The following is a 15121-nucleotide window of genomic DNA, read 5'->3' as shown; positions in this document are numbered from 1 at the left end:
CCTAGTCTGAACCGATCCTGATGTTTTTCAGGCAGCACCGAAGAAAATAGCAGGCTGGCCGTGCACCCGGGCGGGACATCCGCAGCGCTGAACGCAGAAAGGAAGCCAGGATTCCCCCGCACGGATGCGAGGGAAAGGCGCAGCCGGGGCAGACGCCCCGTCTGTGCCGATTCGTCAGGCTGACGCACGCAGTGACGGCACCGCATCGCGGCGCGAGGACAGGACCAAACGGGGGCACGGCCAGCCCGCGCGATCGCAGCGACTGACCGACAGCACTAACAACACCGACAGCACCAACAACAGCCCGCGCTATCACCGATACTGACAGGCAAAACGGTCCCCCCGCTACGCCGCACTCAGCGCCGGAAACTGCGCCATCAGCCGGGCAAACAGCCCCGCCATCTGCTCATCCAGCGGCAGATCGCTCCCTTCGCCCTTCTGCACCACCGCAAACACCTGATGCTTAAGGAAATGACGCCACACTACAGGCCGCTCGGCAAGGAATGCCGTCAGCAGACGATAGCGATCCTCCGTCCACAGCGCCTCGAAGCCTTCGCGCGCCGCTCCCACATCAAAATGCTTATCGCCCGCACCCGGCATTGCCGCCCGCAGTGCTTCGGTAGCAGACAGATCGATTTCACCGCGCTGCACCACCACGCCGTACTGCTCGCGCGCCGCCTGCTCGCTGAGGAATCCACACTGCACGTCCCGCAGCACCGCCTGCGCATCGCGATCTTTTGCCGCGCCGTAGCCGCCCGCGCCCGGCCCTTTCACCGTCACCACATCTCCCGGCCCACAGTGAATGACATCGGTATTGCCGTGCTCAATGACGCTGCCGTCGGGGCGCGTGGTGCGGAACCAGGAAGTGCTCCCCGCACGCCCACCCGCCGCACCGGCGGAGGAAAACACCGAACGGTTGCGGTTGCGCGCGGTAATAGTGGTATTCGGCGCGAACACCTCAAACGCCATCTCCGTTGCCAGCCCGCCGCGGTACTTCCCGGCTCCGGCGCTGTCCGCCGCCAGCCCGTAACGATGGAAGCGCACCGGCACTTCGGCCTCGTTGATCTCGATCGGCGTGTTCTTCAGGAACGCCGACAGCCCGCCGGAACCGTCCGGTCCGTCGTGTTTTGGCGTGCCGCCCGCACCGCCGCCGACCGGGCCAAGTGAAGCCACCACGGTTCGGTTCTGCGCATCTACGGTACGGATATTAATGATCGAATTACCGCCCGGCGAGTTAGCGGGCAGCCTGTCAGGCATCGCCAGCGAAAACGCCCCCACGGTTGCGATCTGCGACATCGCACAGGTCAGCGAACGCATCCCTACCGCCGCCGGTGCCTCACAGTTCATTATCGTGCCCGGCGGCAGAATGGCGCGTGTTGGCCGCAGAGTGCCGGCATTCAGCAGCAGGGAACGGTCAAGAGTCGACAGCACATAGGTGACGCCGACCAGTGCCAGCGGGTGCCTTTCGCGGCCGCCGGTGGGCATATTCAGCGATGAAGCCAGCTGCGGATCGCTGCCGGTGTAGTCCAGTTCCAGACTGTCACCTTTGATCCGCAAGGTGATCGCGATACGGCACGGATAGCCCCCCTCGCCGTCTTCGTCGGCGTAGTCGGCATAGAAATATTCACCATCGGGAATGGTACTGATAATCGACCGTGCCTGCTGCTCGGCGTAGTCGAGAATGCCTTCAACGCCGGTCAGGAAGTCATCGATGCCGAAGCGGGCGATAATCTCCTGCACTTTGCGCTCGCCGATATTCACCGAGGCGATCTGCGCATTAAAGTCACCCCAGTTCTGATCCGGCGCACGCACGTTAAGCCGCATGATCTGCGCTACCGCCTCATTCATCTGGCCGCCGCTGATGATTTTCAGCGGCGGAATACGTATGCCTTCCTGCACAATCTCGGTCAGGGATCGCGACAGTGAAGCAGGCACCGCGCCGCCCACGTCGGTGTTATGGATATGGCCAACCACAAAGCAGACGATTTCCCCCTGGTAGAACACCGGCTTCCAGATATGGATATCCGGCGAGTGGGTCGCCACATTTCCGGCATAGGAATCGTTGGTGATGCAGATATCCCCTTCCTGATAGCCGTCGATCAGTGCCAGCACCGGGCCGTAGTCAATCCCGCTGTACCAGGGCGCGCCGAAGCTGCGCGGCGAGGCAAAGGCCAGCCCGTCGCGGCTGACGATCTGACAGGAAAAATCTTCCGTCTCTTTAACAAAGGTGGAATGCGCGGTGCGCATCAGCGTAAACGCCATCGCGTCGGCCGCGGCCGCACAGTAGTTGGCGAGGATCTGCAGGTTACGGCCATCAATTGCCATGATGTTCTCCGGAAACGGGGGTGATAATCAGGTTGCCAAAGCGGTCGACGTCGACCTGCATCTGCGGCGGTACGCAGGTGGTGCAGTCGTCCTGCGCGACGATAACCGGGCCGGTGAGCTGGTGCCCGGCGGCCAGCGCGGAGCGGGAAACCACATCCACCTGCCACCAGCGCCCGTCGATCCAGGCTTCCACCTGGCGCAGTACCTGCACCGGACCCTCGGCGGCGGCCAGCAGGTTCATCTGCGGTTTTGGCGTAGGCGAACTCAGCACCAGCCGCAGGTTAATCAGCTGCACCGCCGCATGCTCATCGTGGTGGCCGAACAGGCGGGTGTGATGGGCATCGAAAGCCTGACGGATCGCGGCCAGATTGCCCGCCCGCAGCCATTCTTCCTCCAGCGCCACGTCGATTTCAAACGACTGGCCGCGATAGCGCATATCGGCGGAGAAGCTCAGCCGGTACGGCAGATCGCCACCGTACTCGCGCTGCAGCCAGCCTTCGGCTTCATCGCGCAATACGCCGCTGGCATCATGCAGAGCGGCACTGGCAGCCGGGTTCAGATCGCAGTAAAGCGTGTTGATAAAGTCGTTTTTGATATCGGCGACCAGCCCGCCCAACGCCGAAAGCACGCCGGGTGTTGGCGGTACAACCACGCCTTTCAGCTTTAGTTCGCGCGCCAGGAAGCAGCCCATCATCGGCCCGGCACCGCCAAATGCAAGGAAGTAGAACTCGCGCGGATCGAGGCCGAAACGGGATATTAGCCCGCTGGTGTCGCTGTACATGCTGGAAATCGCCAGCGCGATAATGTTTTCTGCCGTCTCTTCAATGCTGATGCCCAGCGGTTCGGCCAGTTTCTGCACCGCCGCCCGCGCCCCTGCTACATCGACCTGCACCGCGTTGTAGCCGAGATCGCCATGGCCGATCATGCCGCAGGCGGCAAAGGCATCGGTGGCGGTGGCTTCTGTACCGCCGCGGCGGAAGCAGACCGGGCCAGGCAGTGAACCCGCGCTGTCCGGCCCCACCTGTAACACCCCCAGATTGTCGATCCAGGCGATCGAGCCGCCGCCCTGTCCCACCGAGGTGACGGAAACCGACGGAATGTAGATCGGGAAGTCACCGATAATTTCACCGCTGCCGTATTCCGGGCGACCATCGATAATCACTGCCACATCAGCGCTGGTGCCGCCAATATCCAGGCTCAGCAGACGGTCAAAGCCGCAGTTTTCCGCAATATAGCTGGCACCGATCACCCCGGAAGCGGTACCGGAAAGCACCATCTGTACGCATTCCGCTTTGGCCTGCGCCAGCCCCATCACTCCGCCGTTGGACTTGGTGATACGTGGTGGTACAGGAACGCCCATCTCTTTTAGCGCCCGCTCGAACGAGTCGAGATAGTGGATGACCTTTGGCTGTACGTAGGCGTTGATCACTGCGGTGATGGTGCGTTCGTACTCACGAATAATCGGCCAGATCTCCGCCGAGCAGGAGGTCAGCAGATCCGGGGCCAGCTCAGCGACCAGTTCCCGCACCCGCGCCTCGTTGCCGCCGTTGCGATAGCTGTGCAGCAGCGAAACCACGATCCCCTCGCAGCCTGCCGCCCGCGCGCCGTCAATCGCCTCTACCACGCTTTGCCTGTCGACCTCCTGCAATACCCGGCCGTCACGATCAGTGCGTTCACGAATGGCGAAAACCCGATCGCGGGAAATCAGCGGAGCCGGGCGGCGTGAAAACAGATCGTGGATATGGGGGATCTTCAGGCGGGCCAGCTCCAGCACGTCGCAGAAACCGTCTGTGGCAAACAACGCCAGCCGCACGCCTTTGCGCTGGATCACCGCGTTGACGCCGACGGTGGTGCCGTGGGTAAACGCGCTGATTTCCTGCGGCTGGATGCCGTCGCGCTCGCGGAACTGGGCAAGGCCGGTGGTAATTTCGCTGCCGGGGCTGTCGGGGCGCGACAGAACTTTTAGCGTTCGAATGCTGTTATCTCGCTCGTCCAGCACGGCAAAATCGGTGAACGAGCCGCCAATATCGACGCCAACGCGGTAACTCATGCGGTGTGATCCTCTGGGTGGGTGGGAATGAATTCCATCAATCGTTGTGGCTTTTCCACCGGCTGCCAGCCCGCGCGGCGATAGACCTCATGGGCATCGTCGGTGGCCAGCATCCAGCGTTTTACGGTTTTGAGTTCAGGGTGCTGCAAAATACTGGCGGCAAACCAGCCGCCGAGCCCGTGGCCGCGCTGCGACGGGTCAATGATCACGTCGCTGAGGTAGGCAAAGCGGCTGTAGTCAGTGATCAGGCGGCCAAATCCCACCTGCCGGCCCCGGTGATAGATGCCGAAGCAGAGCGATCCCGCCAGGGCGCGCAGCGTTTGCGCCAGCGGCTGTCCTTTGGCCCAGTAGCTGTTTTCAGAAAGCTGATGGTGGACCCATGCCACATCCAGCCGTTTTGGGTCGCTGCTGAGCAGATAGTCGTCGCGCTGCCATTCGGCAATGATGGGAACGAGCGGCTGTAGCATGGTGGCTCCTGACCTGTTTTTTGTGGGGATAAAATGAGTGTACGGTTTTTGGCGGCGGGATTTTTTTGTAACGGGGGGTGACTACGGCGTTTTGTGGGGAATTACGGGTGGGTGGGGAAATTTTCTGCGTCGTCTGTCGATTTGATGGGGGATCGAGTCTGTAATTTAAAGGGCTTAGTCGGCTGTGGTGACTGCGATAACGCTGACGGGTGGTGGCCCCCAACGGGGCGGGTCCTCGCGTCGCTTCGCGATTCCTTCACTTCAGTCATCAGCCTGTCGGAACAACACAGACGGGGCGTCCTGCCCCGGCTGTGTTTTTTGGCCGCGTCCATGCGGCCAAATCCTGGCTTCCTCTTTCCGTTCAGCGCTGTGGATTGCCCCTTTTGGGGCCACCATCCGTCTGCTGTTTGATTTCCGGGTTGCCTGTATAAAACCAATTGTTCATGGATGGATTTTTTAGTTGTCGACGCAGAAGCAGAAGCAGAAGCAGAAGCAGAAGCAGAAGCAGAAGCAGAAGCAGAAAATATCAGGATGAACGGCTGGAAAGTAAATCATCTTACAAGGGGCAGGAATATCGCCCCTTGTAATTAAATCCGAGGCTAGATTATGTCGGCATCGAGAAGGTGGTTACTTTATTGGTCTGCGGGTCGATTGAGATGATGCAGATAGCCAGATTTCCGCCGAAACGATCTTTACGATCGGAAATTTGCAGGTTGTAGGTTTCTGAGAATGACGTGTAGCCAGAAGAATTAGATTCATTCAGTTTGAAGCCCAGAATCTGTTCGAAGTAGGTTCTGCTTTTACCAATGCTAGTCTTGCACTGTTCATTGGTGATTTTACCGGATTGTTTTACCGAGGCCGTGGTTTGCGTACCGGTGGTGCTGGTGCTATTGGTATTGAGCGCCGCATTGACCGCTTTCATTTTTTCGCCAACGGTCTGCTGGAAATCAGCGCAGGATGTAGAGAGTAGAACCATGCCGCAGAGGAGTAGCTTTTTCATTGTATTCCTTACAATATTTAACGTTATTTTTCAGCATGAAAGTATAATTTTTACAAAATCCTTACTCCAGAATAAAAATTCCTGAAAAATCCGAAAATCAATCGACAACACCCAATTAATAACATCGGTGAACTTTTTCAATTGAAATCTTCACATCACTGAATCTTAACTCTCTTTCTCGATCGCCTTATCTACGTTGGGAGAGAATATTGGCACGGTTTATAGAAATGGCGGTAAAAGTGACATTCTCTGCTGCGGCGTTATTAACATAAAACTATTTAAATAGCCACTGCTGGCGGAATGGCGGAATGCTAAAAGTAATTCCAGCCGAATGGATATCAGAGATGACTGATGCAGGGGCATTGATATCGGTGCTGGCGGGAATGAGAGAATAGCCGTATTTCATCGAAGGATGAAAATAACGCAAGCGGTAAATCACCTCTACGGAAGCTTCGGGGTTATAGCTGCTACGGCAGAGATCATCAATCAATATACCCACAGAAGGCCGTGGCCAGGTCAGATCCCCCGCAGGGGATCGCGTTCAGGTTCTGCTACATGTGCATCGCAAACGGCGTAAATAAAAACGCTTTAAGTCTGATGCGGCATAAAATCAGACGTCACATCAGTAATGCACCAACCCGCCATCCACCGCGTACTGGCTTCCGGTCACGTAAGAAGCGTCGTCGGATAGCAGGAAAAGCGCGACGGCGGCGGCTTCTTCTGCTGTCCCCGCTCGCCTCAGCGGCACCTGGCTGACCACGAAATCCTCAAACTGCTGGCGGGACTCCTCCGGCATAAAGTGCCGAAAATTCGTCTCGATCGGACCGGGAACCAGCGTGTTGGCGCGGATGTTGCGCGCGGCCAGCGCAGCGGCCCAGCTTTTCACCATCGCCACGGTCGCGCCCTTGGTCGCGGCATACAGACTGGTCATCGCCGCGCCTTCATAAACCGAAGATGACGAGGTAACCAGTACGGATGCGCCGGGATTTAGCGAGGCGGACAGTGCAGCTAACTGAAGCATCGGCCCGCGAACATTGGCATTCATCATCCGGTTAAAACCGTCGGCCGTAACGGACTCCGGTGCCCCCACCTCCGCGTAACCGGCATTCAGCCATAGTCCGTCCAGCGAGCCCCACTCGCTGACGGCCACCGCCAGTGCGGTAGTATCCCCTTCAGCGGCGGCATCATTTCTCAGGATCAGCGTGTTGCCCGGTAACAGTCTGCGGGCTTTCGCCAGGCGCTCTTCATTCAAACCGGTGATAGCCACCTGCCCTCCTTCGCTGGCAATGCGCAGCGCGCCGGCCAACCCCATACCGCTGCTCCCGCCGGTGATTAGAATGCGTTTGCCCTGAAATCTCCTCATGATGGCCTCCTCTTTTCATTTACCTTGTTTGCCACCTTACGAAACTTCTCTAGCTGCCGTCATCTGTTTCACCAGGTGACATTTTTGCGCTGGATACTTTTTTTTATCCTGCGGCTACGCCTCAGTGTTCATCGTTTTACCGGATTATCGAAACTGAAATTCAGGCATTACGGACTCTGGTGAAGGCCATTAAAATCAGGGTTCGTACGGCATACTTCATTTATCCTTACTCTCAATAATGAGGTATATTGACGGCACTATTCTGAATTCATCGTTCTATCACAGGTAACATCGGCAATGGCTTTTATCCCTAAGAACTACGCGCGGCTGGAAAGCGGCTACCGTGAGAAAGCACTCAAAATTTATCCGTGGGTCTGCGGTCGTTGTTCACGCGAGTTTGTCTATTCCAACCTCCGCGAGCTGACGGTTCACCACATCGATCACGATCATACCAATAACCCGGAAGACGGCAGCAACTGGGAGCTGTTGTGCCTGTACTGCCACGATCACGAGCACTCGAAGTACACCGAGGCAGATCAGTACGGCACCACCGTTGTTGCGGGTGAAGATGCGCAAAAAGATGTCGGTGAGGCCACCTACAATCCGTTTGCCGATCTGAAGTCGATGCTGAATAAGAAGAAATAATCTCCTCGAAATGACAGTATCGGGGCGTATTCTGCGGGTTATATGTTTCGCAGGAAGGCAGGTGTCTTCCTTCCGGGCGGTCCTCGCGTCGCTTCGCGATACCTTCACTTCGTTCGTCAGCCTCACGGACCGGCACAGATGCGCGTCCTGCGCAACTGCGCCTTTCGTCCACATCCCTGTGGCCGAATCCGGGCTTCCTCACTGCGTTCAGCGCTGCGGATTGCCCTTCAGAAAGACTCCTGCCCACCTGCTTTGCCAGATAAGCGTTGGTTTTGACAAGAAATGACAGCACATTGCCCAGTTCAGGCATAGAAAAATCACGGAAAGAGAGCATCTCAGGTATTGAAGTTTGTCAGATGAATAAGGTGAGTCCAGCCTCTGCGGCTGCCGGGCAATCCACAGCAGTAAGGTGCAGACTGCGATAACGCAGATGTCAGCTTTCGGCCTGCCAGTCAGGCTTGCGCATCAGAACCAGCAACAAAAGCAGCAAGCACAAACTTCGAAGGGGATCGGCCTCTGCGGCTGGCGGGTAATCCGCAGCGCTGAGGTGAAGGCAGCTGGCCAGGAGCCGCCAACAGGGATGTTGGCGGCAGGCGAAGTCGGGTCAGGGATGACACGTCTTCGCCGATCCGTGCGGCCGGGTGCCGTAACCGAAGGCACCGCAAAGCGGCGCGAGGACCGCCCGGCAGCCGCAGAGGCCGAAGCCCTGCCACCCATGCCGCAGCGATCCCAGCTAACCAGCTAACCAGCTAACCAGCTAACCAGCCAAATCAAAACTCAACCTGGGTATGACGCGTAATCAGCGAACGCAACGGCACGCTGCTTTTCATAATCGGTGACTTAATGACAATATAACTAAAGTACTTATCGATCCCCACCTTCGCATCCAGCAACCCTTCAATCACTTCCTGATAATGCTCAATACTGCGGGTTATAAACCGTAACAGATAGTCATAACCGCCGGTGATCAGATGGCACTCCATCAGCTCATCAACTTCGCGGATAGCGTTCTCAAACTTCATAAAATCTTCGCGACGATGGCCGGAAAGGGTCACCTCGGTAAACACCGTCACCGAATCCGTAATCTTGGTCAGATTGATGTGGGCTTCATAGCCGGTGATAAACCCGGCGGTTTCCAGGCGCTTGACGCGCTGCAGACAGGGGCTGGGCGACAGCCCAACGGCATCGGCAAGATTCACATTGCTGATACGGCCATCTTTTTGCAGCTGCACCAGAATGTTGATGTCGATACGGTCCAGTTTCATTAAGCCGTTCATAACCGCCCTCATTGTTACTACATTGTCACAACCCTTCCCTATCCACCGCGCAGTGGGATGTTCTGCGCGTCAGATATTTCAGGTAATTTCCAATGGTATAGCACGCTTTCCGCAACTTACGCCAGCGATTTACCGTGCCATACCATCCAGCCGTTATTATCAATAAATACAATAATATCAATGAGGAACTGTCGTTCAGCCCAGTCGACCCGTTGCACGAGCCAGTGCAATATCAAAGATATGCAGCGCTTCTTCCAGCTGCGAATCACTGGTCACCAGCGGCGCAAGGAAACGCACGGTATTGCGATGCAGGCCACACTTGATTAACAGCAGGCCTTCCTGGCAGGCGCAATCCAGAATTTTCTGCGTCAGCGCCGCATCCGGCTGTTTGGTTTCGAAATCGATGATCTCTACCGCCTGCATAAAGCCAATACCGCGTACTTCACCGATGCAGGCGTATTTATCCGCCAGCTGGCGCAGGCGCGCATTCAGGTGTTCACCAAGCTGGTTGGAGCGCTCGAGCAGGTTATCGTGCTCCAGCAGATCCAGCACGGCCAGCGAAGCCGCACAGGCCAGCGCGTTACCGCCGTAGGTGCCGCCCAGTCCGCCCGGAGTCGGTGCGTCCATGATCGCCGCTTTACCGACCACGCCGGAAATCGGCAGGCCGCCGCCAAGACTTTTCGCCACGGTCACCAGATCCGGCACAATGCCGGTGTGCTGGAAACCAAACATCTTGCCGGTACGGCCAAAGCCGGTCTGCACTTCATCGCAGATCAGCAGAATGCCGTGGCGTTGAGTGATCTCACGCAGCGCCTGCATAAAGCTCGGGGACGCCGCCAGGAAGCCGCCGTCGCCCTGCACCGGTTCAATGATAATCGCCGCTACGCGCTCCGGTAGGATCTGCACCGCGAACAGGGTATCCAGCGCCTTTAAGCAGTCCGCTTCCGAAATATTGTGGAAGGCATTCGGGAACGGCACGCGGTAAACATCGCCAGGGAACGGACCGAAGTTCTGTTTATACGGCTGGCTCATCCCGGTCAGGGTCACGCCTAATAACGTACGGCCGTGGAAGGCACCGTCAAAGGCAATCACGCCGGGGCGGTTAGTGTGCGCGCGGGCGATCTTCACCGCATTTTCTACTGCTTCTGCACCGCTGGTGAAAAATACGCTTTTAAATTCTTCACCGGCACCGACTAATTTATTCAGGCGCTTTGCCAGTTCGATATAGCCCGGGTAGGCAGCCACCTGGAAACAGGCGTGGGAAACCAGCTGCAGCTGTTCGGTAACGGCATTCACTACCGCCGGGTGATTGTGGCCAACGTTTAATACGCCGATGCCACCAACGAAATCTAAATAGCGATTTCCTTCCACATCCCACACTTCCGATCCTTTGCCTTTAGCAATCACAATCGGGTGTGCGGTTACTACGCCGCGCGGAACGTTCTCTGCGCGGGTATCCAGTAACAGTGCGTTATCAGAAAATGTCTGCTGCTCAGCCAGTAAATTATGCATTTCTTTGCCTCTTTGACGTGAAAATTGTATTTGCCAAGTATCGCAATAAGCCATGGGGGTAAGCTGCCGTTGATGGACCGGCAGCAGCATTAACTTTCGTAATTCGGGCTAATCTGTCGGTTATATTTTTACGCCGAGCGTTTCCTGAACAACGGCACGGAACCAGCGAATGCCATAAGGGATCAGCGCATCGTTAAAATCATATTCTGAATGATGCAGCGGGCGGCTGTCGGCGGAGCCAAGCCACAGATATGCCCCCGGTTTTGCCTGCAACATAAAGGAGAAATCTTCCGAGGTGAGCGCAGGTTTTACCGCTTCGCCGTGTTCCAGCCCCGCCCGACGCGCAGCGCGTAATGCCACCGCCGCCTCTTCAGCGCTGTTAATGGTTGCCGGATAGTAGCGCTCGTATTTCACCGTTGCCGTCAGGCCGTGCGCGGCGGTCACACTGGCGGCCAGTTCACGCATGCGGCGTTCAATGGTGTCCTGCACTGCGCTGTCAAAGGCGCGCACCGTGCCGCTGAGCGTGGCATCCGCCGGGATCATATTGTGCGAGAAACCGCCGTTGATCCGCGTCACGGTTAACACGGCCGGATCGCACGGGTCGAGGTTGCGGCTGACGATGGTATGCAGCGCCACCACCAGCTCGCTGGTCGCCAGCAGGGTATCCGGCGTCAGCTGCGGCTGCGCGGCATGCCCGCCGCCGCCGTGAACGGTAATGCTGAAGGCATCTCCGGCCGCCATAATCGGTCCGGGACGGGTTTGCACCACGCCGAGCGGCAGCTGCGGCCAGTTATGAATGGCGTAGACCGCATCGCAGGGGAAGCGGGTAAACAGACCGTCTTCGATCATCGCCTTCGCCCCGGCCTGCCCTTCTTCCGCCGGCTGGAAGATAAAATTCACCGTACCGTCAAAATCAGGATTCGAGGCCAGCTGCGCGGCGGCACCCAGCAGCATCACCGTATGGCCGTCGTGGCCGCAGGCGTGGCAGACGCCCGCCGTCTGGCTTTTCCACGGCTGGCTGCCGAGATCGTTCATCGGCAGCGCATCCATATCGGCACGCAGGCCGATTGCACGCGTACTGCTGCCGCGCTTCAGTACACCCACCACCCCGGTTTTACCGATACCGCGATGCACCTCAATGCCCAGATCATCCAGGAATTCGGCGACGATAGCCGCGGTACGGTGCTCGTTGTAGGCCAGTTCAGGGTGAATATGCAGATCGCGGCGCAGCGCGACCAGCTGAGAAATATCCATATCAGTATCCTTTTTCCCGGTCGACCAGGCCGACCATGGTTTCTCCGCGTTCAAAGCGGCGAATGTTCTCCAGCAGCGCAACCACAGCGCTTTCCGGCTGGGTCTGGCTGGCGATATGCGGCGTCAGCCAGATCTGCGGATGCTGCCAGAAGCGATGCCCGGCGGGCAGCGGCTCGGGAACGGTGACGTCGATGACCGCCGCCGCCAGATGCTGTTCATCCAGCGCAGCCAGCAGTGCGTCGTGATCGAGCTGAGGTCCCCGCCCCACCTGAACCAGCGAAGCGCCGCGCGGCAGCTGGCGGAACAGGTCGGCGTTCAGAATGCCTTCGGTACTGGCTGTCAGCGGCAGCAGGCAGATAAGAATATCGGTTCGTGCCAGGAATTCACTCAGCTGCGCTTCACCGGTCCAGCAGCGCACGCCGGGCAGATCGCGCGGGCTGCGGTTCCAGCCGCCGCAGTCAAAGCCCATCGCCACCAGCGGTTTCAGCACCGCCTCGCCGAGGTTGCCCAGCCCCATCACGCCGATGCGGCAGTCGGCAGCGGAGCGCATACTGTGCGCCTGCCAGATTTCCTCGCGCTGCTGTTGCAGGTAGCGCGGCATATCGCGGTGCAGACCGAGCACGGCAAAAGTCACGTACTCCACCATCCCCTGCGTCAGTCCCGGCTCGATCATCCGCACCACCGGCAGCGACGGCGGCAGGCTGGCGTAGTCAAACTGATCCGCTCCGGCACCGACCGAGAACAGCACCTTCAGGTTAGGAAACTGCTGCATGATGTTTTCCGGCGGCTGCCAGGCCACCAGGTACTCCACCTCTTCGGCGTTACCCACCTCCGGCCACTGGCGGAAGCTGGCACCGGGCGCCAGATCCGCCAACAGAGAGGCCCACTTACGGCCGCGTTCGGGCTCCGATTTATAGACAATATTCATTACGCCATCGCCTGCGTCATCAGCGCGAACGCCTGCATGCCGCCGCTTTCCGGCTGCCAGACGTCGCCTTTATACATGGTGACCGGGGCGTCCACTTCCACCAGCCCCAGCTCGTTCAGCCATGGCCCCAGGCCCGTTGCACGATCGGTATCGATGCGCACAAACTGGCCGCTGACGCCGCTAAGCAGTTCACCGATCAGCGCCCTGGCGCTCTGTGCGCTGCGGGCCACCACCGGGCCAATCGCATAGCCGTGACCAAAGCGGCGCAGGCAGGCGAAACCGGCAGGCGCACCGTTCTCTTCCAGTACCAGGAAACGCTCGGCGCTGTCCAGCAGGTTGGCAATCAGCAGCGGACGATGCTGGCCCAGCGTCTGGCGGTCCAGCGCGGTCAGCAGTGCGGCATCCTGAGCTGCCGCAGCACGCAGCCGCTGGCCGGGCGCGCAGGTCGGGGCGCTAACCGTCGGCAGCTCGCGGCACTGATGCTGCTCAATGTGCCCGGTGGCAACAAAACCGAGTTTTTCATACAACGGCTTACCCGCCTCGGTGGCGTGCAGGCGAATGTTGCTGCCCGCCAGTTTATCCATTCCCATCTGCATCAGCTGGCGGCCAATGCCGCGGCCCTGCTGGGCATCGTCGACGATCACCAGCCCGAGGGTGGAATAGTCACGCCCCCAGTGCCAGCAGAGGATAGTGCCAATCACTTCGCCGTTTTCCTGCGCCACGATCCCTTCCCCCAGCAGCAGCGCCTGCTGCCAGTCGGCGCGGCGGTGCGGCCACTTGAGTCTCTGGGTCAGCGCAAAGGCGGCATCCAGATGAGTTTCATTCATCGCTACGAATTCAATTGTCATCGTCGTTCCTTACATCATGCCCGGCGCGTTAAGGCCGGAACCGTCAACCAGTCGCTCATAGCGATACGGGGTCGCATCCACAATCGGTGTATCGCCGTTGGCAAGATCGGCAGCCAGGCGGCCTGCCCCCGGCCCGATACCGAAGCCGTGCGCGCTGTAGCCCGCCGAGATAATCAGCCCCGGCAGTTTGCCGACGTGGGAAATGACCGGCACCGCGTCCGGCGTGCTGTCAATCATGCCGCCCCACGCCTGTTCCAGCTGGATTTTGCCCATCGCCGGGTACTCTTTACGCATGGCGTCGATGCCTTCCTGCACCATCGCCATATCCGGGCGCGGGTCGAGAATGCGGATTTTTTCAAACGGCGATGTGCCGTCCATCTGCCAGCGGCCGAACGCTTCCGGGCCGTTGAAGAACGGGCTGAGGCCCAGATTAAGCGTCAGGTTTTTACGCCGCGCCTTGAAGGTCGGATAGAACTGGCGGGCATAGCGCAGCCCCTGCGCACCCGGCTCCAGACGACCACGGCCGGATACCGACATGGTGTAGCTGCCGTCCATCTGCGGACGGCAGGCGAAGCCCGGGGTATACAGCGGCAGCGCAATCGCCTGCTCAATCGGTTTAGTGCGGAACGCGGTGCCGATCACGTTGCCGAGCGGCAGATCGATACCGTGGCGGCGGCAGAACATTGAGGTCCAGGCCCCGCCCGCGCAGATCACCCGGCTGGTTTTAATCAGCCCACGCTCGGTCCACACGCCGCTAACGCGCCCGCCGGAGATATCCAGCCCGCGCACCGCGCACTGCTGAAACACTTTCGCGCCGAGCTTCTGCGCGGCAATTGCCAGGCCGGGTGCCGCCAGTGACGGTTCGGCGTGGCCGTCGGTCGGCGAATGCACGCCACCCAGCCAGGCAGTGGTGCTGCCCGGCGTCATCTCTTTGGCGCGGGCGGCAGTGAGAATTTCACTGCTGAAGCCGTAGGTTTTCGCCATCTGGTTCCACTTTTCCCAGGCGTTGATATCGTCCTGATTACGGGAGGCGTAAACCAGCCCGCTGCGGCGGAAGCCCAGCTCTTCACCGGTTTCACCCGCCAGCTCATCCCAGCGCTGTAGGGCATAAATGATCAGCGGCAGCTCGCGCTCGTCGCGGTTCTGCTGACGGCACCAGCCCCAGTTGCGGCTCGACTGTTCGCCGCCGACCAGGCCCTTTTCAATCAGCACCACGCTGACGCCTTTTTTGGCCAGCTCGTAGGCGGCGGCCGCTCCGGCAATACCGGCGCCGATCACCACCACATCCACTTCCGGCGGGAAGTAAGGACTGTCCTGTACGTATCGTATCGGTGCGGGCATGTTCTCTGTTACCTCTGAAAAAGTGGTTTAACGGGGCGTACTCAACGATGGACTCTCCCCGCAATCAATCAGTCACGTTAGCGGCGATGGCCTGATACAGGTATTGCCTGT

Annotated in this window: 15 protein-coding genes; 3 read left to right on the top strand and 12 right to left on the bottom strand. The window is 59.0% G+C overall.

What is annotated here, in order from left to right; genetic code table 11:
• Nucleotides 1–124 precede the first annotated feature (124 nt).
• The gene (locus tag IBT47_RS13305; protein WP_200560789.1) at nucleotides 125–325 is read left to right on the top strand and encodes a hypothetical protein; all 201 of its coding nucleotides are present in this window, start codon (nucleotides 125–127) and stop codon (nucleotides 323–325) included.
• 20 nt (nucleotides 326–345) lie between these two features.
• On the opposite strand, the gene IBT47_RS13300 is transcribed toward IBT47_RS13305, so the two are convergent.
• From IBT47_RS13300 to IBT47_RS13290, 3 genes are read right to left on the bottom strand one after another with little or no spacing between them, the layout of a single operon-like run.
• A complete protein-coding gene (locus IBT47_RS13300) occupies nucleotides 346–2325 on the bottom strand; it encodes a hydantoinase B/oxoprolinase family protein (protein ID WP_200560788.1) in 1980 nt (659 codons plus the stop codon).
• On the bottom strand, nucleotides 2315–4375 hold the full coding sequence (locus IBT47_RS13295; RefSeq protein WP_200560787.1) for a hydantoinase/oxoprolinase family protein: 2061 nt from the start codon (nucleotides 4373–4375) through the stop codon (nucleotides 2315–2317). The genes IBT47_RS13300 and IBT47_RS13295 overlap by 11 nt, the downstream gene beginning before the upstream one ends.
• Entirely contained in the window at nucleotides 4372–4842 is a 471-nt protein-coding gene (locus tag IBT47_RS13290) for a GNAT family N-acetyltransferase (protein ID WP_200560786.1), read from the bottom strand. Before IBT47_RS13290 ends, IBT47_RS13295 begins: the two co-directional genes overlap by 4 nt.
• A gap of 447 nt (nucleotides 4843–5289) precedes the next feature.
• On the opposite strand from IBT47_RS13290, the gene IBT47_RS13285 reads away from it, so the two are divergent.
• On the top strand, nucleotides 5290–5433 hold the full coding sequence (locus IBT47_RS13285) for a hypothetical protein (protein ID WP_200560785.1): 144 nt from the start codon (nucleotides 5290–5292) through the stop codon (nucleotides 5431–5433).
• A 13-nt stretch (nucleotides 5434–5446) separates the two neighbouring features.
• Here IBT47_RS13285 and IBT47_RS13280 read toward each other — a convergent pair whose 3' ends face one another.
• From IBT47_RS13280 to IBT47_RS13270, 3 genes are all read right to left on the bottom strand, one after another.
• Nucleotides 5447–5842, bottom strand: a complete 396-nt coding sequence (locus IBT47_RS13280) for a hypothetical protein (RefSeq protein WP_105594853.1) — start codon at nucleotides 5840–5842, stop codon at nucleotides 5447–5449.
• A gap of 274 nt (nucleotides 5843–6116) precedes the next feature.
• Nucleotides 6117–6332 carry a hypothetical protein gene (locus IBT47_RS13275; RefSeq protein ID WP_200560784.1) on the bottom strand — a complete coding sequence of 72 codons (216 nt, stop codon included), beginning with the start codon at nucleotides 6330–6332 and terminating at the stop codon, nucleotides 6117–6119.
• Between the two features lie 132 nt (nucleotides 6333–6464).
• Complete coding sequence (locus IBT47_RS13270) at nucleotides 6465–7205, bottom strand: SDR family oxidoreductase (protein WP_200560783.1); 741 nt, start codon at nucleotides 7203–7205, stop codon at nucleotides 6465–6467.
• 297 nt (nucleotides 7206–7502) lie between these two features.
• On the opposite strand from IBT47_RS13270, the gene yajD reads away from it, so the two are divergent.
• Nucleotides 7503–7850, top strand: coding sequence for an HNH nuclease YajD (gene yajD / locus IBT47_RS13265; RefSeq protein WP_123329247.1), 348 nt, complete (start codon nucleotides 7503–7505; stop codon nucleotides 7848–7850).
• 770 nt (nucleotides 7851–8620) lie between these two features.
• On the opposite strand, the gene IBT47_RS13260 is transcribed toward yajD, so the two are convergent.
• From IBT47_RS13260 to IBT47_RS13235, 6 genes are all read right to left on the bottom strand, one after another.
• Nucleotides 8621–9127: an Lrp/AsnC family transcriptional regulator gene (locus tag IBT47_RS13260; RefSeq protein WP_105594848.1), complete on the bottom strand. Its 507-nt coding sequence runs from the start codon at nucleotides 9125–9127 to the stop codon at nucleotides 8621–8623.
• Between the two features lie 195 nt (nucleotides 9128–9322).
• A complete protein-coding gene (gene gabT / locus IBT47_RS13255) occupies nucleotides 9323–10639 on the bottom strand; it encodes a 4-aminobutyrate--2-oxoglutarate transaminase (RefSeq protein ID WP_200560782.1) in 1317 nt (438 codons plus the stop codon).
• Nucleotides 10640–10759: 120 nt separating this feature from the next.
• Nucleotides 10760–11887, bottom strand: a complete 1128-nt coding sequence (locus tag IBT47_RS13250) for a M20 aminoacylase family protein (RefSeq protein WP_370569896.1) — start codon at nucleotides 11885–11887, stop codon at nucleotides 10760–10762.
• Nucleotides 11888–11894: 7 nt separating this feature from the next.
• Nucleotides 11895–12821, bottom strand: a complete 927-nt coding sequence (locus IBT47_RS13245) for a glyoxylate/hydroxypyruvate reductase A (protein WP_200560780.1) — start codon at nucleotides 12819–12821, stop codon at nucleotides 11895–11897.
• Nucleotides 12821–13669 carry a GNAT family N-acetyltransferase gene (locus IBT47_RS13240; RefSeq protein WP_200560779.1) on the bottom strand — a complete coding sequence of 283 codons (849 nt, stop codon included), beginning with the start codon at nucleotides 13667–13669 and terminating at the stop codon, nucleotides 12821–12823. The genes IBT47_RS13245 and IBT47_RS13240 overlap by 1 nt, the downstream gene beginning before the upstream one ends.
• Before the next feature lie 9 nt (nucleotides 13670–13678).
• Nucleotides 13679–15010, bottom strand: a complete 1332-nt coding sequence (locus tag IBT47_RS13235; protein WP_200560778.1) for an FAD-binding oxidoreductase — start codon at nucleotides 15008–15010, stop codon at nucleotides 13679–13681.
• Between the last annotated feature and the right edge of the window lie 111 nt (nucleotides 15011–15121).

The organism is Erwinia sp. S43, from assembly GCF_016624745.1.
GTDB classification, from domain to species: domain Bacteria; phylum Pseudomonadota; class Gammaproteobacteria; order Enterobacterales; family Enterobacteriaceae; genus Erwinia; species Erwinia coffeiphila.
The sequence above is the reverse complement of the archived record's forward strand: the minus strand, read 5'-3'. Positions and strand labels throughout refer to the sequence as shown.